Below are 22,082 nucleotides of genomic sequence, written 5' to 3'. Positions count from 1 at the left end.
AGCACGACGTTGCGGCCCTTGGGGCCCAAGGTCACCTTGACGGCGTCAGCGAGCTGGTTCATACCGCGCTCGAGACCGCGCCGGGCGTCCTCGTCGAACGCGATCATCTTGGACGTCATTCCTGCTCCTGTGCTCGTGGATGGGGGAGGCCCGGGACGGCGCCCGCGACGGACGGTTCGCCGAGAGCGGCCGGCCTGCCCTCGAAGACCTCGCCGTCCCGGCCGGATGGTGGGCAATGGACGGGCTTCACCGCCGGCCGCCTGCCGACACTATAGCCATATGTTGCGTGGTGCGCACTAAGTGCGTGGCACGCAATCAATGTAGAGTTCTGTCATGACCGACGACGCCATGAACCTGCGCGCGCGCCACAAGCAGGCCACGCGCGAGGCGATCAGTCACGCCGCGCTTCGGCTGGCCATCGACCAGGGGCCCTCAGGGCTGGCGCTGGTGCGCGTCCAGGACATCGCCTCGGCGGCGGGGGTCTCGCCGCGCACATACAACAACTACTTCTCCAGCCGGGAGGAGGCGATCTGTTCCTTCCAAGCCGACCAGTCCAGGCGCGCGGGACAGGCGCTGGCCGCCCGGCCGGCCGACGAGCCGCTGGATCGCGCGATCGTCGCGGCCATGCTTGAGCTCTACACCGACCCCGAGCCCGACAGGGCCGGCCTGCGGATGATCATGTCGACGCCCGAGCTGGAGGGGGAGGCGCTCAAGGCGTTCACCATGGCCGAGGGGCCGCTCGCCGAGGCGATAGCGGCCCGCGCGGGGATGGACCCGCAGCGTGACCTCTTCCCCGCCGTCACCGCCGCCGCGGTCGCCGGGGCCATCCGCGTGGCGGGGCGGCACTGGCTCGCCTCCGGCAGCGCCGGTTCCTTCGCCGGCGTCGTACGCGAGGCCCTCGCCTGTGTGGTTCCTTCCGCCCCGGCTCCGCGGGCAGGCTCTTCGTCGCCCGCGTAAGGGCGAACAGCCGTCGTTGACCCTCGCTATGGCGTGGGCGAGATCGTCCGGGTCGATCCGCCGAAACTGCTGGAGTGCACGTGGGGCTCGGAGAGCCTGTGCTGGGAGTTGGAGCCTGACGGCACGACGGCGGATGCGGATCGGTGCTCACCCACGAACGTCGTCGACGGCCGGCCGACCCCTTCCGTCGGTCACGAGCTGCGGACCGCTCGGCCGGCTTCCCTGCGTGCCCAGGCGTCGCAGAGCCGGGCCTGGGCCTGGGTCGGGGTGAGGTCGGGGCGGGCCGGGGTCGGCGGTGCGGTGCCGTACCCCGGTCTCCGGTTTCCGGTCGGGCTCGGGAGCGTCAACCAGCTTCTGGTGTGCGCCAGAACAGAAAGGCCAGGCAGTGGCGCGGCGGACGAGGTGCCCCGGACTCCGCCCGCTTCCCGCCGACAGCCGGCCGCCGTCAGAGCCGGCGCAGGACCGCCACGACCTTGCCCAGGACGCTGGCCTCGTCGCCGGGGATCGGCTCGTAGTTCGGGTTGTGGGGGACCAGCCAGATGTGCCCGTCCTTGCGCTTGAACGTCTTGACCGTGGCCTCGCCCTCGATCATGGCGGCCACGATGTCGCCGCTCTCGGCGACCGGCTGCTGGCGTACGACGACCCAGTCGCCGTCGGCGATGGCGGCGTCGATCATCGAGTCACCGGCGACCTGCAGGAGGAACAGGGTGCCCTCGCCGACGAGCTGCTTCGGCAGCGCGAAGACGTCCTCGACGCTCTCCTCGGCCAGGATGGGCCCACCGGCGGCGATGCGCCCGACGAGCGGGACGTAGGCGGCGGTGGGGCGGCTGACCGTCAGCTCCTCGTCCGTGGCGTCGGGGTCGACCCACATCACGGGCTCGCCCGGCAGGCGCACCTCCAAAGCGCGGGGGCGGTGCGGGTCGCGCCGCAGGTAGCCCTTGCGCTGCAAAGCCGTCAGCTGATGGGACACGCTGGAGGTGCTCGTCAACTGCACGGCCTCGCCGATCTCCCGCATGGAGGGCGGATATCCGCGCTGCTGCACCGAGTCGCGGATCACTTCCAGGATCTTGCGCTGCCTGGGCGTCAGGCCCAGGGAGTCGCGTCGGCGCACCGCGAGGTCGCTGACCCCGTTCGCGTCATCCCGCTCGGTCATGCTGCTCCTCCTCGCCCGGATGCCCGCCTCACCGGCGAAGCTCCCGTTCTGTGGTCTTCATGTAGCACACCGCGACCGTATCTCGAATGAAGATCATCTTCAAACAATTGTTCGAGTCTTCCTCGAAATTGGGGCCAGTGTGGTGTACAACATCGTACGGGAGTTCGATCGACACCGTGTTCGATTTGCTGATCTTATTTGGCCTTTTCCTCGGGCCACACGGCGGGAGGTCAACCATGCGAACGACCACAAACACGGACACGACCAGCGAAGACGCCAAACGCCTCACGCTCATCGCCGACGCCACGCAGGGCAAGGACCGACGTCCAGACAATACGCGGGCGGAGGCCGGGTCCCGCGGAAATTCCGGCAAGAGGTTGGGGTTCCTTCCGGGCGGTTCGGGAAGGCGCGACGGCTCTTCGCCTGGCGGCCGCTCGGGGCAGGGGAGGCCCCATTTGCGCCTGGTGCCGCCGCCCCGCCCGGACGAGGACGGCGCCTGCGAGGAGCCGCCTCCGGGTCGCGAGGACCGCCGGCGGGCGTCCGTACGTCGTCGTCCCGGAGTCGAGGGCTCGTCCGAGACGCGTGGCTCGCTGAAAGCGGTGAGGCGGGGGTCGACAGCGGGCCGCCGCATACCCGGCCCGAGGCGGCCGGACGACGCTCCCGCCCCCGCCCAGGGTTCGGCAGGGAGCGCTGCCGACGGGCCCGGAGGTCGACGGCGGGAGGAGCGGGTTGCTCGGGGCGAGGGGCGGCGAGGATCGTCGAAGGCCGGTACGGGTCGGGGAGGGCCCGGAACCGGCGGACGATTCCGCCTCGGACTCAGACGCCCCCGCCGCTTCACCAAAGGTGCAACCGCGTTGCCGCGGGATGCTGCGATCAAGTCCCGAGGCAGGGGCGCCGTGTCTGGTGCCCGTGGCGGCTCCGAGGCGGCTGGACGGGGTGTCGTCCTCCCGGCTTCGACGGGCGGTGGCACGTCCGGTGGGCGCGGGCTCTCCTCGGCCGGGAGTGGTGTCGCGGCGGGCTCGCGTGGCGGAGCACGGTGGGGACGGCCGGTTGCGGGCGGCGGGCGTCCGAGGGGGCGGCGCAGCCGGCTGGGCGCGGTTCGCCGGCGGGCGGAGGTGGCGCCGCCGCCGGTGCGGTTGACGCGACGCGGGCGGGCCGTGGTGGTCGTCGCGATGGTGTTGTTGTCGCTCGGCGGGTTCTGGCTCGGCACCCGGGCGGCCGGCCACGCGGCGGTGAAGGCCACGGCGCCTGGACACGCCGGGCTCCCCTCGGTGGCGGTGCACGCGCTGGGGGAGGCCGCCGACGTGCTGTCCGGGGGCAAGGGTTCCGGAGGTGCGGTGGAGGAGCCCGCGCGGCTCGGCGGCTTACCTGGCGCCTTCACCATCCGGTAGGGCGACCGGTTGTACGTGCCCAGGGGAGGCGCGGCCGGGGTCGGTGGGGTCGTGGTGGCGAGTCGTGTGCGAGCTACGCCCATTTGCGGATGCGTCTCATCCCGTAAAAGGGCCTTTGGCCAGGGGAATCGCGGAGGCGGCCGGGCACGTTGAGGTGTCCGGTACCGTTGTGAGGTTTGTTCACCACCGTGGCGGTCAGCAAGGGATGTGACGCCCTCCGGGACGACACGCCGGACGCCTCCGGAGACGCGGGGGCTGATCAGCGACTTCGGTCGGGCGGCCTCGCTCAACTTGCGTTCATGGTCGCTCGCTTCTACGGTTGGACCACAACATCTAGTAGTTACACCGATGTAGTTCACCACACCTTGTGTTTCCGTGACCGCTCCATGGTTCTCCATGGGGTGTGCGCGAGCGTCCCGTCATGACGGTCTGGCGGAGCGTTGTGGTGGCCGGGTCCAGGAGGCGAGCGCGTGCACTGTCCGTTCTGTCGCCACCCTGACACCAGGGTCATCGACAGCCGCTCCACGGATGACGGCGCGGCCATCAGGAGACGCCGCACCTGTCCGGAATGTGGGCGCCGCTTCACCACCCAGGAGACCGTACTGCTCATGGTGAGCAAACGCAGCGGGGTGACGGAGCCGTTCTCACGGGACAAGGTCGTCGCGGGCGTGCGGCGGGCGTGTCAGGGCAGGCCGGTCAGTGAGGATTCACTGGCTCAGCTCGGGCAGCGGGTTGAGGAGGCCATCAGGGCCAAGGGCGCGGCCGAGATCCCGTCCAACGAGGTGGGCCTGGCCATCCTGGGCCCGCTGCGGGACCTCGACGAGGTGGCCTACCTGCGGTTCGCATCGGTGTACCGCGGTTTCGAGAGCCTGGCGGACTTCGAGGCCGAGATCAGGCAGTTGAAGGCGGAGAAGGGGGAGTCGTGACGGAGACGGCCAGCGGTTCAGTGGCGCGCGGGGGCAAGCGTCCGCGCAAGGGACTGAAGATGAAGCGGATCTTCACCAAGCCGGGCGTGCACCCGTATGACGAGATCCAGTGGGAGCGCCGCGACGTCGTCATGACCAACTGGCGCGACGGCTCGGTGAACTTCGAGCAGCGGGGCGTCGAGTTCCCCGAGTTCTGGTCGGTCAACGCGGCCAACATCGTGACCACCAAGTACTTCCGCGGCGCGGTGGGCACGCCGCAGCGCGAGTGGAGCCTGAAGCAGCTGATCGACCGGGTCGTGGGCGTCTACACCCGTACGGGCATCGAGCACGGCTACTTCGCCACCGACGAGGACGCCGAGATCTTCGACCACGAGCTGAAGCACGCCCTGGCGCACCAGGTGTTCGCGTTCAACTCGCCGGTGTGGTTCAACGTGGGGACGCAGTCGCCGCAGCAGGTGAGCGCGTGCTTCATCCTCTCCGTGGACGACACGATGGAGTCGATCCTGGAGTGGTACAAGGAAGAAGGCGTGATCTTCAAGGGCGGCTCGGGGTCGGGGGTCAACCTGTCCCGCATCCGTTCGTCCAAGGAGCTGCTCAGCAGCGGCGGCACCGCCAGCGGCCCGGTGAGCTTCATGCGCGGCGCGGACGCCTCCGCGGGCACGATCAAGTCGGGCGGCGCGACCCGCCGGGCGGCCAAGATGGTCGTCCTCGACGTCGACCACCCCGACATCGAGGAGTTCATCGAGACCAAGGCGCGCGAGGAGGACAAGGTCCGCGCGCTGCGCGACGCCGGCTTCGACATGGACCTGGGCGGCAAGGACATCGTCTCCGTCCAGTACCAGAACGCCAACAACTCCGTGCGCGTCTCCGACGAGTTCATGCACGCGGTGGAGAAGGGCGAGAAGTTCGGCCTGCGCGCCCGCCTCACCGGCGAGGTCATCGAGGAGATCGACGCCAGGGACCTGTTCCAGAAGATGGCGAAGGCCGCCTGGGAGTGCGCCGACCCCGGCGTCCAGTACGACGACACGATCAACGACTGGCACACCACCCCCGAGACCGGCCGCATCACCGCCAGCAACCCGTGCAGCGAGTACGTCCACCTGGACAACTCCTCCTGCAACCTGGCCAGCATCAACCTGCTGAAGTTCCTCAAGGACGACAACACCTTCGACGTCGCCGACTTCGTCAAGCTGACCGAGCTGATCATCACCGCGATGGACATCTCGATCTCCTTCGCCGACTTCCCGACCGAGAAGATCGGCGAGACGACGCGCGCCTACCGGCAGCTCGGCATCGGCTACGCCAACCTGGGCGCGCTGCTCATGGCGACCGGCTACGCCTACGACTCCGACGGCGGCCGGGCCGTGGCCGCGGCGATCACGTCCCTGATGACCGGCGTGTCCTACCGGCGCAGCGCCGAGCTGGCCGGGGTCGTGGGCGCGTACGAGGGCTACGCCAGGAACGCCGAGCCGCACAAGCGCGTCATGCGCAAGCACGCCGCGGCGAACGACAGCCTGCGCACGGTCGGCACCATGGACGCCGCGATCCACACCGAGGCGTCTCACCAGTGGTCGGAGTGCCTCAAGCTGGGCGAGAAGAACGGCTACCGCAACGCCCAGGCCAGCCTGCTCGCCCCCACGGGCACGATCGGCCTCATGATGGACTGCGACACGACCGGCATCGAGCCCGACCTGGCGCTGGTCAAGTTCAAGAAGCTCGTCGGCGGCGGTTCCATGCAGATCGTCAACCAGACGATCCCGCGGGCGCTCACGCTGCTCGGCTACCAGCAGGAGCAGATCGAGGCCATCGTCGAGTACATCGCCGAGCACGGCCACGTCGTCGACGCGCCGGGGCTGCGCCAGGAGCACTACGAGGTGTTCGACTGCGCGATGGGCGAGCGGGCGATCGCTCCCATGGGCCACGTGCGCATGATGGCGGCCACGCAGCCGTTCCTGTCCGGCGCGATCTCCAAGACGGTCAACCTGCCGGAGTCGGCGACGATCGACGACATCGCGCAGGTCTACATGGAGGGCTGGAAGCTCGGCCTGAAGGCGCTGGCCGTCTACCGCGACAACTGCAAGGTCGGCCAGCCGCTCTCGGTCGGCAACGGCGCCAAGAAGGAGGAGCCGGTCGCGGAGGTCGTGGAGGCCGCCGAGCCGGAGATCAAGGTCATCGAGGTCAACCGGCCGACCCGCCGGCGCATGCCCAACCAGCGGCCGAGCACCACCACCCGCTTCACGGTGGGCGGCGCCAAGGGCTACATGACCGCCTCGTCCTACCCCGACGACGGGCTCGGCGAGGTGTTCCTCAAGATGTCCAAGCAGGGGTCGACGCTGGCGGGCGTCATGGACGCCTTCTCGGTCGCGATCTCGATAGGGCTCCAGTACGGCGTGCCGCTGGAGACGTACGTCTCCAAGTTCGTCAACATGCGCTTCGAGCCGGCCGGCATGACGGACGACCCGGACATCCGGATGGCCGCGTCCGTCATGGACTACATCTTCCGCCGCCTGGCCCTCGACTACCTGCCGTACGACGAGCGGGCCGCCCTCGGCCTGTTCTCGGCGGCGGAGCGGGCCGCGCAGCAGCGCGGGGAGGACCCGGCGGCGCTGCAGGAGGCGGTGGACCGTGAGGCGCTGGCCCAGTCGGCGCCCATCGAGGAGAAGCAGAAGCCCAAGCAGGCCGCCGAGGCCGAGCCGGAGTCGGCGGCGACGGGTCAGGAGCTGACGCTGGAGAGCCACCGGCGCTTCGTCGCCGACGCTCCGCTCTGCATGACCTGCGGCACCAAGATGCGTCCGGCGGGCAGCTGCTACGTCTGCGAGGGCTGCGGCTCCACCAGCGGCTGCAGCTGATCAGGGGCGCCGGGCGAGAGATGCCCGGTCAGCCGCTCTGGCCAAGTACGTCAAGCACCTGACGTGCTTGGCCAGGGGACGGCAGGTCAGGAGTCCAGGAGTTCGCGGAGCACGTCGGGGCGGTTGGTGATGATGCCGTCCACGCCCCGGTCCAACAGGGTGCGCATGGCGGTCGGGCTGTCCACGGTCCAGGCGAGCGTACGCATGCCGAGGGCGTGGACGCGCTGGACGTACGCGGCCGTGAGCGTGGTGTACGACGGGTTGATGAGGTCGGCGAACTTCGCGAGCTGCGGCAGTTCGTCGGCCGGTGGCGTGCCGAGGAGCCCGATCGACACCTGCGGCAGGTGGCTGTGGAGGGCGCGCATCGACTGCCAGTCGAACGACTGCACGACGAGCCGGCCCGGCGCCTGCCAGGCGGGGTGGCGGCGGAGCTCGTCGGCGATGCGCCGTTCGATGCCCGGGTAGAGCTCCGGGGCCTTGACCTCCAGGAGGAGGCCCATGCCGGAGCCGGCCATCGCGTCGAGCGCGTCGCCGAGCGTGGGCACCCGCTCGCCCGCGTACCGGGATCCGGCCCAGGAGCCGGCGTCGAGGCGGCGGATCTGGGCGAGCGTCAGGTCGCCGACGCGCCACGGCGACAGATCGGGATAGACGTCCTTCACGTTCGTGGTGCGGGACAGGGTGGTGTCGTGCATCAGGACCAGCTTGTGGTCCTTGGTCTCCTGGACGTCGAGCTCGAACAGGTCCGCGCCCAGATCCTCGGCCAGGCGGAAGGCGGCGATGGTGTTCTCGGGGGCGTACGCGGACGCGCCTCGGTGCGCGACGTCCACGGGGCGCGTGGCCGAGGCCCAGGCCCCGGCCGAGGCGGGCGGGGCGGCCACCGTGCCGAGGCCGAGCGCGATCCCGAGGGTGAGCGCGGCGCCACGGCGAAGGGCGGCACAGAGGGTGAGGGCGAGGTGTCGGGGCATGGGTCTCCTCCGTCGGGGAGAGGGCCGATGAACCGACAGTGACAAGTGGCGATGACTACGGGTTGAGTGCAGAGTAGACCAGAGATGCCCAGGTGATGAGCATCCGACACGCCGGTACGTCCGAGGATGATCGACCGAAGCCGCCGGTCATGAGTCATTGCATTACATATAAGCTCCCGATCGGTTGCTCTCCGTCACCGTTGGTAGATAACACGACATGGTCAACGAGCGAACGGCTGAGGAGCCCAAGGAGGGAGCCGCGACAGCCCTCCTTCGGATCGGAGACTTCTTCAGCCGGGGGACCTACTCCGACGACCTGAGGGACGTGTCCTACCGCGGCGGGCGGGCGGGCGAGATCTTCTACCGCGACCGCTGGGCGCACGACAAGATCGTACGGTCCACCCACGGAGTGAACTGCACGGGCTCCTGCTCGTGGAAGGTCTACGTCAAGGACGGGATCATCACCTGGGAGACCCAGGAGACCGACTATCCGACGGCCGGCCCCGACCGCCCCGAGTACGAGCCCCGCGGTTGCCCGCGCGGAGCGGCGTTCTCCTGGTACACCTACCACCCGACCCGGGTGCGCTACCCGTACGCGCGCGGCGTCCTCGTGGAGATGTACCGCGAGGCCCGCAGGCGGCTCGGCGACCCGGTCCTGGCCTGGGCGGACGTCGTCGGCGACCCGGAGCGGCGGCGCCGCTACCAGCAGGCGCGGGGCAAGGGCGGGCTGGTGCGCACCACCTGGGAGGAGGCGCTGGAGATGATCGCCGCCGCCCACGTGCACACCATCAAGGAGCACGGTCCCGACCGGATCGCCGGGTTCACCCCGATTCCCGGCCAGTCGATGTTGTCGCACGCGATCGGGACCCGGTTCCTGTCGCTGATCGGCGGCCAGGCGCTGTCGTTCTACGACTGGTACGCCGACCTGCCGGTGGCCTCTCCGCAGGTGTTCGGCGACCAGACCGACGTGCCGGTGTCCGGCGACTGGTGGGACGCGGCCTACCTGATGATGTGGGGCTCCAACGTCCCCGTCACCCGCACGCCCGATGCGCACTGGATGGTGGAGGCCCGCTACAACGGTCAGAAGGTGGTCGTGGTCTCGCCGGACTACGCCGACAACAGCAAGTTCGCCGACGACTGGCTGCATCCCCATCCCGGCACCGACGGCGCGCTGGCCCATGCGATGGGCCAGGTGATCCTGCGCGAGTGCTTCGTCGAGCGGCAGGTGCCCTACTTCCTCGACTATGTGCGCCGCTTCACCGACATGCCGTTCCTCGTCCGGCTGGAGGAGAAGGACGGCGCGTACGTCCCGGGGCGGTTCCTGCGCGCCACCGACCTCGGCGGCAGGCACGCCGCGGCCGAGAACGCCGAGTGGCGCACCGTGCTGCTGGACGAGGCCACCGGCGACGTGGTCGTCCCCTCCGGCTCCGTCGCCGACCGCTGGTCGCACGAGGACGGACGCTGGAACCTCGACCTCGGCGGCGTCCTGCCCCGGCTCACCCTGTACGGACTGCCCGACGCCGTGGGCGCCGAGGTGCTGCTGCCCCGGTTCGACACCGCCGACGGCTCGGGGGCGGTGCTCCGGCGCGGCGTCCCCGCCCGGCGGCTGACGCCCGGCGGCCCGCTGGTCACCACCGTGTACGACCTGATGCTGGCCCGCTACGGCGTCGGCAGGGACGGCCTGCCCGGCGACTGGCCGACCGGCTACGACGACGCGGCCTCACCGGGCACCCCGGCCTGGCAGGAGTCGATCACCTCGGTGCCGGCCGCCGCGGCGATCAGGACCGCCCGCGAGTTCGCCATGACCGCCGAGAGCACCGACGGCCGGTGCATGATCCTCATGGGCGCCGGCACCAACCACTGGTTCCATTCGGAGACCACGTACCGCAACTTCATCACGCTGCTGCTGATCACCGGCTGCATCGGACGCAACGGCGGCGGCTGGGCCCACTACGTCGGCCAGGAGAAGTGCCGCCCGCTCACCGGCTGGACCACGCTCGCCACCGCGAACGACTGGAAGCGGCCGAGCAGGCAGATGATCGGCACCGGCTTCTACTTCCTCAACACCGACCAGTGGCGCTACGACCACTTCCGCGCCGACGCCCTGGCCTCGCCGCTCGGCAAGGGACACTTCGCGGGCATGACGGCGGTCGACATCCTGGCCCAGTCGGCCCGGCTCGGCTGGATGCCCTCCTACCCGACCTTCGACCGCAACCCGCTGGACCTGGCCGACGAGGCCCGCGCCTCCGGCCGGGACCCGGGCGAGCATATCGCGGGGGAGCTGGCGGCGGGCCGGCTGAAGTTCTGCGCCGAGGACCCGGACCATCCGGACAACTGGCCACGCATCCTCATCGCGTGGCGAGCCAACCTGCTGGGCTCGTCCGCCAAGGGAGCCGAGTACTTCCAGCGCCACCTGCTGGGCACGCACAGCAACCTTCGGGCCACCGAGGCGCCGGAGGAGGTCAGGCCGCGCGACGTGCGCTGGCGCGACCCCGCGCCCGAGGGCAAGCTCGACCTGCTGCTCTCGCTGGACTTCCGGATGACGTCCACGACCCTGCTGTCCGACATCGTGCTGCCGGCCGCGACCTGGTACGAGAAACACGATCTGAACTCGACCGACATGCACCCGTACGTGCACTCGTTCAACCCGGCGGTGGAGCCGCCCTGGCAGGCCCGCACCGACTTCGAGATCTTCAACGACATCGCCGACGTCGTGTCCGAGCTGGCCGGCCGGCATCTGGGCACCCGGCACGACCTGGTGGCCACGCCCTTCCAGCACGACACGCCCGGAGAGCTGGGCGTCCCGGCGGGCACCGCGCGGGACTGGCGGACCGACGGATCGACCCCGGTCCCCGGCAGGACCATGCCGAGCATGGCCATCGTCGAGCGGGACTACACGGCGATCTCCGCCCAGATGCGCACCCTCGGCCCGCTCGCCGCGTCCAAGGGCGTGCCCTGCAAGGGCGTCACCTACCAGGTGGACCACGAGATCAGGCAACTCGGACTGGCGAACGGCGTCGCACGCGGCGGCCCGGCCGACGGCCTGCCGCTGATCGACACCGGCAAGAAGGCGTGCGAGGCGATCCTGGCGCTGTCCGGGTCGACGAACGGGCGGCTCGCCGACCAGGGGTTCCGCACCCTGGCCAGGAAGGTGGGCGGCAGCGGGGGGCTGGCCGGGCTCGCCGCCGCCGACGCCGGGCTCCGCATCAACTACGCCGCCACCCAGGCGCATCCGCAGACCACCATCACCAGCCCCGAATGGGCGGGCATCGAGACCGCCGAACGCCAGTACAGCGCCTTCACCATCAACACCGAGCACGGCAAGCCCTGGCACACCCTGACCGGCCGCATGCACTTCTTCCTCGACCACGAATGGGTCGCCGAGCTGGGGGAGAACCTGCCGACGTACCGGCCGCCGCTGAACATGCACCGGCTGTTCGGGGAGCCCGTCCTCGGCCCGGACGGCGCGCGCGAGGTGACCGTGCGCTACCTCACACCGCACAACAAGTGGTCCATCCACTCCGAGTACCAGGACAACCTCATCATGCTCTCGCTGTCGCGGGGCGGTCAGGTCATCTGGATCAGCCCGCAGGACGCCGAGGCCATCGGCGTCGCCGACAACGACTGGATCGAGGCGGTCAACCGCAACGGCGTGGTGGTCGCCCGGGCCATCGTGTCCTACCGGATGCCGGCGGGGACGGTCTACATGCACCACGCCCAGGACCGCGTCATCGCCGTCCCGAAGAGCGAGACGACCGGACGGCGGGGCGGCATCCACAACTCGCTGACCCGGGTGCTCGTCAAACCCACCCATTTCATCGGCGGGTACGCCCAGCTCTCCTTCTTCCCCAACTACATGGGCCCGGTGGGCACCCAGCGTGACGAGGTCACGGTGATCCGGCGGCGGGCACAGAAGGTCGAGTACTGATGCGCGTCATGGCCCAGATCTGCATGGTGATGAACCTCGACAAGTGCATCGGGTGCCACACCTGCTCGGTCACCTGCAAGCAGACGTGGACGAGCCGTCCCGGCGTCGAGTACGTGTGGTTCAACAACGTGGAGACGCGCCCCGGTCAGGGCTATCCGCGCCGCTACGAGGACCAGGAACGCTGGCGGGGCGGCTGGAAGCTGACCGCGCGGGGCCGGCTGGTCCCCAAGGCGGGCGGCCGGGCGCGGCGGTTGGCCAGCCTCTTCGCCAACCCGCTGCTGCCGAACATCCGCGACTACTACGAGCCGTGGACCTACGACTACAACGCCCTGTTCGACACGCCCGCCGGTGACGACTTCCCGGTGGCGGCGCCCCGCTCGCTCATCAGCGGCAAGCGGATGGACAACATCACCTGGTCGGCCAACTGGGACGACAACCTGGGCGGCATGCCGGAGCACGAGGCCGACGACGTCGTCCTGCAGCGCATCCAGGACAAGGTGCGCATGGAGCTCGAACAGACCTTCATGTTCTACCTGCCGCGCATCTGCGAGCACTGCATCAACCCGTCCTGCGTGGCCTCCTGCCCGTCCGGCGCGCTCTACAAGCGCCTGGAGGACGGGATCGTGCTGGTCGACCAGGACCGCTGCCGCGGCTGGCGGATGTGCGTCACGGGCTGCCCGTACAAGAAGATGTACTTCAACCACCGCACCGGCAAGGCCGAGAAGTGCACCTTCTGCTTCCCGCGCATCGAGGTCGGCCAGCCCACCGTCTGCTCCGAGACGTGCGTCGGCCGGTTGCGCTACATCGGCGTGCTGCTCTACGACGCCGACCGGGCGCCGGCCGCCGCGGCCACCCCGCGCGAGCAGGACCTCTACCCGGCGCAGCTCGACCTGTTCCTGAACCCGCACGACCCGGAGGTCCGGCGCGCCGCCGAGGCGGCGGGCATCCCGCACGACTGGATCCAGGCGGCCCGCCGCTCGCCCGTCTACGACCTGATCGCCACCTACGGCGTGGCGCTGCCGCTGCATCCGGAGTACCGCACGCTGCCGATGGTCTGGTACGTGCCCCCGCTGTCGCCCGTGGTGGAGGCGATCACCGCCTCCGGCCACGACGGCGAGGACCACCTCAACCTGTTCGGCGCGATCGACACGCTCCGCATCCCGGTCTCCTACCTGGCCGAGCTCTTCACGGCGGGCGACCCGGCCCCCGTCGAGCTGGCGCTGCGCCGGCTGGCCGCGATGCGCTCCCACCGGCGGCGGATCAACCTCGGCGAGCCGGTCGACCCGGAGATCGCCGCCTCGGTCGGCTTCGACGTCGAGAAGCTGGACGGCATGTTCCGGCTGCTCGCCCTGGCCAAGTACGAGGAACGCTACGTCATCCCGACCACCGCCGCCGGAGACGTACGGAACCTGGAGGAGACCGCGCTGAGCGGATGCAGCCTCGACTACGAGGGCGGCCCCGGGATGGGCGGCACCGAGTCGTCGGGGCCGTTCGGCGAGGCGTCCGGCCGGCCCGCGCCCCTGTCCGTGGAGACCTTCCACGGCCTGCGCGAACGCCAGACCTCGGAGGAGGCCGCCGAGACCGGCGGCCACCGGGGCCGGATCAACCTGCTCAACTGGGACGGCCGCGGCCTTCCCGAGGGGCTGTTCCCGTACCGGTCGAAAGGCGGCGACGGCCACCGGGGCGGCCGGGTGGACAAGGGCGAGGGGCTGGGCGCGGAACCGGGCGAGATCAGCGAGCGACACGAGCGCGGAGAGTCGTGATGAAGCCACCGTGGACCTCGCGGCGCTCCTCGCTGTCCGCTGACGGTGTGGCCGTGGTGCGCCGGGCGGCCGGGCTGTGCCTGCGCTACCCCGACCAGGCGTTGTTCGACCGGCTGCCGCTGATCAGGGCCGCGCTCGCCGAGACCGGCGCGCATCCGCCGGTGGCGGCCGTCGCCGCGTTCGCCGAGCACCTGGCGGGCCAGGATCCGCTGCGGGCCGAGGAGCACTACGTGGCGGTCTTCGACCTGCGCAACCGCCGCTCGCTGCACCTGACCTGGTGGAGCGACGGCGACACCCGCCGCCGCGGGTTCTCCCTCGCCGCGATCAAGGAGCGATACCGGGCGCACGGCCTGACGCCGCCGGGCAGCGACGAGCTGCCCGACTACCTGCCCGTCGTCCTGGAGTACGCGACCCTGGAGCGCGAGGACGGCACGAACCTGCTCCAGGAGCACCGGGCCGGGCTCGAACTGCTGAAGTTTTCCCTGGTCAAAGCGGCCACGCCGTACGCCCGGCTGCTCGAAGCGGTGTGCGGCACGCTGCCCGGCGCCTCGCCGCGCACCGCCGAGGAGGCTGCCAGGATGGCCCGCCGCCCGCCCGGCGTCGGCCCCGAACTGGTCGGGCTGAGCGCCGTCGGACTCCCCTCGTCGCACCCCGTCGCCACCCCAGGAGGTCTCCAGTGATCTCGCCCATCGACGTCTTCCTGTGGGGGGCGTTCCCCTACATCGCCGTGGCGGTCCTCGTCACCGGCCTCATCTGGCGCTACCGCTACGACAAGTTCGGCTGGACGACCCGCTCGTCGGAGCTGTACGAGTCGCGGCTGCTGCGGTGGGGCAGCCCGATGTTCCACATCGGGCTGCTCATCGTGCTGATGGGCCACCTGCTCGGCCTGTTCATCCCGGCGAGCTGGACCGCCGCGCTGGGGGTCAGCGAGACGGCCTACAGCTTCATGGCGCTCTCGCTCGGCGCCGCCGCCGGCGTGCTCACCTACGCGGGCATCGCGCTGCTCGTCTGGCGGCGGCGCACCACCGGGCCGGTCTTCCTGGCCACGACCGTCAACGACAAGATCATGTACATCTTCCTGCTCGCCGCGCTGTCGCTCGGGCTGGCCACCACGCTGATCAACACCTCGACGCTGCACTACAACTACCGGATCGACGTCTCGCCCTGGGCGCGCAGCCTGTTCGTGTTCCAGCCCGACGTGGCGCTCATGGCGCGCACGCCGATCGAGTATCGGATCCACGCGATCTCCGGGCTGCTGTTGTTCGCGATCGTGCCGTTCACCCGGCTGGTCCACGCGTTCGCCGCGCCCGTGCAGTATCTGTTCAGGCCGTACATCGTCTACCGCGCCCGCGACCCGCGCAACATCGGCACCGCCGCGCTCCGGCCGGGGTGGAAGCGGAGCGACGTATGACCCGCGGGGCGAAGCCCTACCATCTGGAGTCGCTGGAGGAGCGGTATCCCAAGTGGGTGGTGCGTTCGCTCTACACGGGCGTCAACAGCTTCATCTCGATCTTCCTCATGGCGATCATCGCCTACAACACCGACGCACCGTTCGTCTTCCCGTCCCTGGGACCCACGGCCTTCCTGCTCTTCTTCACGCCGCTGGCGGCCGCGTCCGCGCCGCACAACGCCTTCGTCGGGCACCTGATCGGCGTGCTGGCCGGATGGTTCTCGCTGGCGGTCACCGGCCTGCTCAACGTGCCGCCCGACCTGGAGAAGATCGACTGGCAGCGGATCCTGGCCTGCGCCATCGCGCTCGGCCTGACCTGCGGGCTGATGCCGGTCTTCCAGGCGGCGCATCCGCCGGCCGGCGCCACCACCCTGATCGTCTCGCTGGGCCTGATCCGGACCCCTGTCCACCTGCTGATCATGATGGTCGCGGTGTGCGTCATCGTCCTTCAGGGCTTCGTCATCAACCGGGGGGCCGGCCTGCCCTATCCGGTGTGGCGCAAGCACGCGAAGAACGCGCCGCCGGACGACTGACCGCGAGCCGGCTACGCGGGCGCGGGCGCGAGTGCCGTCCCGTAGAGGCGTGCCGCCCTGATCCGGATCACCAGCCGCCGGTCGGCGACCATCCGGCGCAGGAACGCCCCCTCGTCCGCCGGGTCGGCCAGCCCCGCCTGCATGGCGAGCAGTTCCCTGCCCACCTCGTCCCCCGGCTCGCTGGTCACCGGTGACAGCTCCGCCGAGCCCTCGGCCACCGCGTACGCGTCGAAGCCGTCGCTGGCGACGTACAGTGCGCAGCGCGGGTCCCGGTGGAGCCGGTGCACCTTGGCGCGGTCGGCGAGGGTCGCGATGCGGACGACGCGCTGTTCGGCGTCCCACCGGTACAGCACGGTGGACAGCTGGGGGCGGCCGCTCCCGTCGTCGCCGGTGGCCAGCGCGCCGAAGCGTTGCCGGCCGAGCAGCGCCGAGAGCTCGTCGTCGGCGAGCGAGCGGAACGCCGGGTCCGTGCCCGGTGCGTACTGCTCCGACACCTGCCACCCCCGTCCGGATTGCGGAGATATCACCCTATCTCTAGCTGACGGTTGAGCGTCTGGACATCGGAGATCACCCAGTATTCGGCGAACCTGCCGTTCTCGGCCCGCAGGAGGTCGTGCCCGCTGAAGGCGATCCTGGTGCCCGGCTCGGCGGTCGCGCCGGGCATACCGCCCTGGTACGTCCCGGCGAACGTCCACCGCGCCGCGACCTGGTCCCCGTCCGCGATCGGCCCCACGTCGAGCGTGAGCGTGACGTTCTCGAACGGCGCGTGTCCCTGCCGCAGCGCCTCGGCCAGCCCGTCGGGGCCGTGCACGTCCATGCCGGGCCAGTGTCCGACGAAACCGGGGGTGACCAGCTCATGGGCGAGCGCGAAGTCGCCGTTCCACATGTCGAGCAGCCATCGTCGATACAGTTCCACGATCATGTGGGGTCCCTACCCCCATACCGATAAGTTACAAATCGTGAACCTTGCTATTACCAGCGGATATGTCGTACCGGTTGACGGCGACCCCATCGACGGCGGCACCGTCCTCATCACGAACGGGAAGATCGCCGAGGTCGGCGCGGACGTGCGGATCCCCGAGGACTGCACGGTCGTGGACGCCGCGGGCGCGTGGGTGCTGCCCGGGTTCGTCGAGGCCCACGGCCACCTCGGCGTGCACGAGGAGGCCGAAGGGTGGGCCGGCAGTGACACCAACGAGATGACCGACCCCAACGGCGCCCGCCTGCGCGCGCTCGACGCGATCAACCCCGCGGACCTGGCCTTCGCCGACGCCCTGTCCGGCGGCGTCACCACCGTGGTGATCAAGCCCGGCTCCGGCAACCCGATCGGCGGCCAGACCGTCGCCGTCAAGTGCTGGGGCAGGTCCGTCGACGAGATGCTGGTCAAGGAGCCGGCGAGCGTCAAGAGCGCGCTCGGCGAGAACCCCAAGCGCGTGTACGGCGACCAGAAGAAGCTGCCCTCCACCCGTCAGGGCGTCGCCGCGGTGATCCGCGACGCGTTCATGAAGGCCCAGGACTACCGGGCCAGGAAGGACGCGGCGGCCCGCGAGGACAAGCCGTTCGACCGCGACGGCACGATGGAGATCCTCGTCCGCGTGCTCGACGGCGAGCTGCCCTGGTGCCAGCACACGCACCGGGCCGACGACATCGCCACCGCGCTGCGCCTGGCCGACGAGTTCGGCTACCGGCTGATCATCAACCACGGCACCGAGGGGCACCTGCTGGCCGACGTCCTGGCCGAGCGGAACGTGCCGGTGATCATCGGCCCGCTGTTCACCAGCCGGTCGAAGGTCGAGCTGCGTCAGCGCTCGCTGCGCAACCCCGGCGTGCTCGCGCGGGCGGGCGTCGAGCTGGCGATCACCACCGACCATCCCGTGGTGCCGATCCACTTCCTCGTCCACCAGGCCACGCTCGCGGTTAAGGAAGGGCTCGACGCGGCCGAGGCGCTGCGCTCGATCACCGTCAACCCGGCCCGCATCATGGGTCTCGCCGACCGGGTCGGCGCGTTGCGCCCGGGGCTCGACAGCGACGTGGTGATCTGGTCCGGCGACCCCCTGGACGTGATGAGCCGGGCGCTGAGGGTGTTCATCTCCGGCAAGGAGGTGTATTCGTACACAGACGGTGAGGCTTCGGTGGCGGACCCGTACTACCGGGAATCAAGCAGCCGTTAAGTGCTTGTCGATGCCGGGGGCGCATAGTGGGCGGACCGAAGGGAAGAGAGGCACCACCATGACAGCACCGACGCTCGCGCAGCGCCCCAGCAAGGCTTTGCTGATCGGTCTGGTCGTCTCCGGGCTCCTGGCGCTGGTCACGCTGGCGGTCATGCTGGCCGCGGGCGGTCCCGTCGGATTCGGGCTGTCCGTGCTGCTCGCGTTCGCGCCCCTGCCGGTGCTGCTCGCCGCCGTGCTCTCCCTCGACCGGCTGGAGCCGGAGCCGAAGCTGCACCTCGCCTTCGCGTTCGCGTGGGGCGCGGGGGTGGCGATCGTCCTCGGCATCGCCCTGACCTTCGTCGGCCAGGAGTGGGTGAAGACCGGCTACGGCTCCGCGGTCGCCGAGAGCATCGGCACCGTCTACCTCGCCCCCGTGATCGAGGAGGCGCTCAAGGGCGCGGCCCTGCTGCTGCTCCTGCGCCGCCGCCAGGAGATCGACAACCTGACCGACGGCATCGTGTACGCCTCCATGGCCGGCCTCGGCTTCGCCGCCGTGGAGAACGTCGGCTACTACCTGCTCGCGTTCGGCGCGGACGGGCCGGGGGCGGCGATCCAGCTCTTCGTGGTGCGGGGGCTGATCGACCCGCTCGGCCATCCGATCTACACCTCGCTGATCGGCCTCGGCGTCGCCTACGCGATCACCCGCCGCACGACCTTCCGGTACGCCATGATCCCGCTGGGCTACCTCGGCGCCGTCTTCCTGCACGCGCTGTGGAACGGCGCCGCCAGCACGGGCTCGCTCACCTGGCTGGGCGGCGCCTACCTGGTGATCATGGCGACGCTGGTCGTGCTGGTCGTCGTGACCGTGAACGAGCGCCGCCACCTCGTCGGCAAGATGGCCCTCTACCTGCCGATCTACCAGCCCACCGGGCTGATCTCCGACGCCGACGTACGGATGCTCACCACGCTCCCCGCGCGTAAGGCGGCCCGCAAATGGGCCAGGCGGGCGGGTCTCGGCCGGGCCATGAGCGACTACCAGCAGGCCGCGACCGAGCTGACCATCCTCCATCTGCGGGCCGAGCGGAGGGAACTGGACCCGGTCAGGTTCGCGGTGGAGCGGGACGCCTATCTGGGGGTCATGGCCCAGGCGCGACGCTGGTGATCGGGCCGCCAGCCGATCGGCTGGACGAGCGGGCGGCTGACCAGACGGCGAGCGCCGTCACGGCAGTCAGCGCGACGCAGGCCGCGATCGCCACGTCCGCGCCGCGCGCCGGCCCCAGCGCGCCGACGACCGCCGCCACACCGGCCGCGCCCAGGGACGAGCCGACGTACCTGGCGGTGTTGTTGGCCCCCGACCCCATGCTCACCCGGTGCGCCGGCACGCTCTCGACGGCCAGATGGGTGATCGCGGAGTTGATCAGCCCGGACCCGGCGCCGCTCACCGCCAGCCCGGCGACGACCAGCGGCAGCGACAGCGCCGCGCCCACGCCGAGCAGCGCCGCGAACCCGGCCGCCGTCAGCGCGAGCCCCAGCGCCAGCCGCGCGGCCGAGCCCAGCCGGACGTGCCGGGTCAGCAGCGAGCCCGCGAACGACAGCCCCGACCAGACGGAGCACAGCAGCGCCGTGTCCAGCGCCGTCATTCCGTGCGCGATCTGCAGCACGGTCGGCAGGTAGTTGAGCAGCCCCACGATCGCCGCCCCGACCACCAGCGCCGACCCCGTCGCCAGCAGGAACGACGACCGCCGGAACAACGCCAGGTCCAGCAGCGGCTCCGCCCGCCGCCGCTCCACCGCCACGAACGCCGCCAGCAGCACCGCCGCCAGCACGAACGCGGCCGGCACGACAGGCCGCGTCCAGCCGGCTCGCCCCTCGGTCACCCCGGCGACCAGCGCGGCCACGCCCAGGCTGAGCAGCACCACGCCGGGCACGTCGAAGCGGCGCCGCGCCGGCGAGCGCGACTCCTCCAGCATCCGGGCCGCGGCGACCGCCAGCGCCGTGGCCGAGGCCGCCATCAGCGCGTAGACCGTACGCCAGCCGGTCAGCGCGGCGAGCGCGCCGGACAGCAGCGGGCCGAGCAGGGTGCCGAGGCCCATCATGGCGCCGTACCTGGCGGTGGCGCGCACCCGTTCGGGCCCCGCCGGGCAGGCGTGCCCGACGATGCCGAGGCTCGCGGCCAGCATCGCGGCGCTCGCCCCGCCCTGGACGAGCCGGGCGCCCACGAACACCGCCGTCGACGGGGCCGCCGCGGCCACGGCGCTCGCGGCGGCCAGCACGAGTGAGCCGGCGACGAGCACCCGCCTGCGGCCGTGGTCGTCGGCCAGCCCGCCGGAGACCAGCAGCAGCGACGACAGCCCGAGCGCGATCGAGCCGAGCATCCACACCGGCCCGGTCGGCCCCGCCCGCAGGTCCCGTGCCATCTCCGGCAGCGTCACCATCGGCAGCGTGAAGTTGGCCAGCACCAGCAGCGGCGCGGCCGAGGCCACGGCCAGGGTGCCGCGCCGCACGAGCCGAGTCGGTTCGGTCAATGAACTCATAGCGCGGGACGGTATCACGGTTCGGTGAATGAACTAACATGGGTGGCATGGCGCTCGGCAAGAACTACGACGGCCAGGACTGCTCCTTCGCCAAGACCCTGGAGGTGCTCGGCGAACGCTGGACGCTGCTCGTGATCCGCGACGCGATGTGCGGCGTGCGCCGCTTCGGCGACTTCCAGGCCCATCTCGACATCCCCAAGGCGGTGCTGTCCCAGCGGCTGAGCGCGCTGGTCGAGGCCGGCGTGCTCGAACGGCGCCGCTACCAGGACGCGCCACCCCGCGACGAGTACGTCCTGACCCCCATGGGCCGCGAGCTGTGGGTGCCGGTGCTGGCCCTCGCCCAGTGGGGTGAGCGCCACCTGGCCGCGAACGGCCACCGGCGGCTCTACCACCACGTCACCTGCGGCTCCCTGCTGGAGCCCTACTCCATCTGCGGGACGTGTGGCCGGAGCGTGCCGCTGGAGGAGGTCGAGGTGCGGCCCGGGCCGGGGCTGCGGGACGACGCGCGTACGGACCTGGTCAGTCTCACCCTTCGATCACCGCACAGGATGCTCGCCCCGATCCCTGACAAAATGGGGGAAACCCCCGAAGGGAGATCACATGAGCTGGGCGGAAATCGGGTCCGAGGCCGAGCTGCGCGAGCTGCTCGGTGAGGTCATGCCGAGGGCGGCGACCAAGGAGCGGGTGCGGCTGCACGAGCGCGACCGCCAGTGGCTGGCCGCCTCGCCGTTCTGCCTGATCGCCACCTCCGACGAGCAGGGCGCGTGCGACGTCTCGCCCAAGGGCGACCCGGCCGGGTTCGTCCACGTGCTCGACGACGCCACGATCGCCATCCCCGACCGGCCCGGCAACCGCCGCGCCGACGGCTTCATCAACATCCTGCGCAACCCGCACGTCGGACTGATCTTCCTGATCCCCGGCCGCAACGAGACCCTGCGGATCAACGGCCGCGCCCGGCTCGTCCGCGACGCCCCGTTCTTCGACGAGCTGATCGTGAAGGGCCACCGCCCGCACCTGGCGATCGTCGTCGAGATCGAGCAGATCTTCTTCCACTGCGCGAAGGCGTTCATGCGCTCGTCGCTCTGGAAGCCCGAGACCTGGGGCGACGACCTGCCCTCGCACGCGCGACTCACCAAGGAGACGCAGAAGGTGGAGGAGTCTGTGGAGGAGCTGGAGACGTACTACGGCGCGACCTACGCCAAGAAGTTGTACGCCTCCTAGCGTCAGGCGGCGGGCGCCGGGCCGCCGGGGAAGCGGATGACGTTGCGGCCGGTGTAGGCGCGCAGGTCGACCACCTTGGGATCGACGGGGGGCTTGTGGCGGCGGTCCGCCGAACGGATGTCGCGGACCTTGTGCCTGGCGATGTGTGGCGGCACCACCACAAGCCTCTTCATCGTAAGCCCCCCGTGATGTTTTTGTTACTGATGTTATCTACCGACACCCCCGTAAGTTCGGTGTAAGAAGCATGAAGAAAGGCCCGGTC

Annotated in this window: 19 protein-coding genes; 13 read left to right on the top strand and 6 right to left on the bottom strand. The window is 70.7% G+C overall.

What is annotated here, in order from left to right; genetic code table 11:
* Positions 1 to 333: 333 nt before the first annotated feature.
* Complete coding sequence (locus tag BMW85_RS40035; protein ID WP_091092261.1) at positions 334 to 957, top strand: TetR/AcrR family transcriptional regulator; 624 nt, start codon at positions 334 to 336, stop codon at positions 955 to 957.
* 445 nt (positions 958 to 1,402) lie between these two features.
* Here the strand turns inward: BMW85_RS40035 and lexA are convergent, their stop codons facing one another.
* Entirely contained in the window at positions 1,403 to 2,110 is a 708-nt protein-coding gene (gene lexA, locus BMW85_RS40030) for a transcriptional repressor LexA (RefSeq protein WP_091092259.1), read from the bottom strand.
* A gap of 1,130 nt (positions 2,111 to 3,240) precedes the next feature.
* On the opposite strand from lexA, the gene BMW85_RS40025 reads away from it, so the two are divergent.
* The 3 genes from BMW85_RS40025 (at position 3,241) to BMW85_RS40015 (ending at position 7,276) form a co-directional block, all read left to right on the top strand.
* Complete coding sequence (locus BMW85_RS40025; RefSeq protein ID WP_143082570.1) at positions 3,241 to 3,501, top strand: hypothetical protein; 261 nt, start codon at positions 3,241 to 3,243, stop codon at positions 3,499 to 3,501.
* Between the two features lie 470 nt (positions 3,502 to 3,971).
* Positions 3,972 to 4,427 carry a transcriptional regulator NrdR gene (gene nrdR, locus BMW85_RS40020; RefSeq protein WP_091092256.1) on the top strand — a complete coding sequence of 152 codons (456 nt, stop codon included), beginning with the start codon at positions 3,972 to 3,974 and terminating at the stop codon, positions 4,425 to 4,427.
* The gene (locus BMW85_RS40015; protein ID WP_091092254.1) at positions 4,424 to 7,276 is read left to right on the top strand and encodes a vitamin B12-dependent ribonucleotide reductase; all 2,853 of its coding nucleotides are present in this window, start codon (positions 4,424 to 4,426) and stop codon (positions 7,274 to 7,276) included. The genes nrdR and BMW85_RS40015 overlap by 4 nt, the downstream gene beginning before the upstream one ends.
* Before the next feature lie 86 nt (positions 7,277 to 7,362).
* Here BMW85_RS40015 and BMW85_RS40010 read toward each other — a convergent pair whose 3' ends face one another.
* Positions 7,363 to 8,241: a glycerophosphodiester phosphodiesterase gene (locus BMW85_RS40010; protein WP_091092253.1), complete on the bottom strand. Its 879-nt coding sequence runs from the start codon at positions 8,239 to 8,241 to the stop codon at positions 7,363 to 7,365.
* A 217-nt stretch (positions 8,242 to 8,458) separates the two neighbouring features.
* Here BMW85_RS40010 and BMW85_RS40005 point away from each other — a divergent pair, with 217 nt between their 5' ends.
* The 5 genes from BMW85_RS40005 to BMW85_RS39985 are packed head-to-tail and all read left to right on the top strand — an operon-like array spanning position 8,459 to position 15,915.
* Positions 8,459 to 12,169 (top strand): nitrate reductase subunit alpha, encoded by a 3,711-nt coding sequence (locus BMW85_RS40005; protein ID WP_091092251.1) that lies wholly within the window; start codon positions 8,459 to 8,461, stop codon positions 12,167 to 12,169.
* A complete protein-coding gene (narH, locus tag BMW85_RS40000) occupies positions 12,169 to 13,932 on the top strand; it encodes a nitrate reductase subunit beta (protein ID WP_091092249.1) in 1,764 nt (587 codons plus the stop codon). Before BMW85_RS40005 ends, narH begins: the two co-directional genes overlap by 1 nt.
* Positions 13,932 to 14,612, top strand: coding sequence for a nitrate reductase molybdenum cofactor assembly chaperone (gene narJ / locus BMW85_RS39995; RefSeq protein WP_091092248.1), 681 nt, complete (start codon positions 13,932 to 13,934; stop codon positions 14,610 to 14,612). Before narH ends, narJ begins: the two co-directional genes overlap by 1 nt.
* Positions 14,609 to 15,343 (top strand): respiratory nitrate reductase subunit gamma, encoded by a 735-nt coding sequence (gene narI, locus BMW85_RS39990; RefSeq protein ID WP_091092246.1) that lies wholly within the window; start codon positions 14,609 to 14,611, stop codon positions 15,341 to 15,343. The genes narJ and narI overlap by 4 nt, the downstream gene beginning before the upstream one ends.
* On the top strand, positions 15,340 to 15,915 hold the full coding sequence (locus BMW85_RS39985) for an HPP family protein (RefSeq protein ID WP_091092245.1): 576 nt from the start codon (positions 15,340 to 15,342) through the stop codon (positions 15,913 to 15,915). Before narI ends, BMW85_RS39985 begins: the two co-directional genes overlap by 4 nt.
* A gap of 11 nt (positions 15,916 to 15,926) precedes the next feature.
* Here the strand turns inward: BMW85_RS39985 and BMW85_RS39980 are convergent, their stop codons facing one another.
* Entirely contained in the window at positions 15,927 to 16,409 is a 483-nt protein-coding gene (locus BMW85_RS39980; RefSeq protein WP_091092243.1) for a pyridoxamine 5'-phosphate oxidase family protein, read from the bottom strand.
* 29 nt (positions 16,410 to 16,438) lie between these two features.
* Complete coding sequence (locus BMW85_RS39975; RefSeq protein ID WP_091092242.1) at positions 16,439 to 16,837, bottom strand: ester cyclase; 399 nt, start codon at positions 16,835 to 16,837, stop codon at positions 16,439 to 16,441.
* A gap of 37 nt (positions 16,838 to 16,874) precedes the next feature.
* Here BMW85_RS39975 and BMW85_RS39970 point away from each other — a divergent pair, with 37 nt between their 5' ends.
* Complete coding sequence (locus BMW85_RS39970) at positions 16,875 to 18,086, top strand: amidohydrolase (RefSeq protein WP_091092240.1); 1,212 nt, start codon at positions 16,875 to 16,877, stop codon at positions 18,084 to 18,086.
* A 58-nt stretch (positions 18,087 to 18,144) separates the two neighbouring features.
* A complete protein-coding gene (locus BMW85_RS39965; protein WP_177241121.1) occupies positions 18,145 to 19,227 on the top strand; it encodes a PrsW family intramembrane metalloprotease in 1,083 nt (360 codons plus the stop codon).
* Here BMW85_RS39965 and BMW85_RS39960 read toward each other — a convergent pair.
* Complete coding sequence (locus BMW85_RS39960) at positions 19,202 to 20,599, bottom strand: MFS transporter (protein ID WP_091092236.1); 1,398 nt, start codon at positions 20,597 to 20,599, stop codon at positions 19,202 to 19,204. The two genes, BMW85_RS39965 and BMW85_RS39960, sit on opposite strands and share 26 nt — an antisense overlap.
* A 47-nt stretch (positions 20,600 to 20,646) precedes the next feature.
* On the opposite strand from BMW85_RS39960, the gene BMW85_RS39955 reads away from it, so the two are divergent.
* Positions 20,647 to 21,252: a winged helix-turn-helix transcriptional regulator gene (locus tag BMW85_RS39955; RefSeq protein ID WP_245775337.1), complete on the top strand. Its 606-nt coding sequence runs from the start codon at positions 20,647 to 20,649 to the stop codon at positions 21,250 to 21,252.
* On the top strand, positions 21,200 to 21,820 hold the full coding sequence (locus BMW85_RS39950; RefSeq protein WP_091092234.1) for a pyridoxamine 5'-phosphate oxidase family protein: 621 nt from the start codon (positions 21,200 to 21,202) through the stop codon (positions 21,818 to 21,820). Before BMW85_RS39955 ends, BMW85_RS39950 begins: the two co-directional genes overlap by 53 nt.
* 2 nt (positions 21,821 to 21,822) lie before the next feature.
* Here the strand turns inward: BMW85_RS39950 and BMW85_RS50020 are convergent, their stop codons facing one another.
* A complete protein-coding gene (locus BMW85_RS50020) occupies positions 21,823 to 21,993 on the bottom strand; it encodes a hypothetical protein (protein WP_177241112.1) in 171 nt (56 codons plus the stop codon).
* Positions 21,994 to 22,082 lie beyond the last annotated feature (89 nt).

The sequence above is a fragment of the Nonomuraea wenchangensis genome (genome assembly GCF_900111685.1).
GTDB lineage: Bacteria > Actinomycetota > Actinomycetes > Streptosporangiales > Streptosporangiaceae > Nonomuraea > Nonomuraea wenchangensis.
Note: the sequence above shows the minus strand (reverse complement) of the source record. Positions and strands in the feature narration are given on the sequence as shown.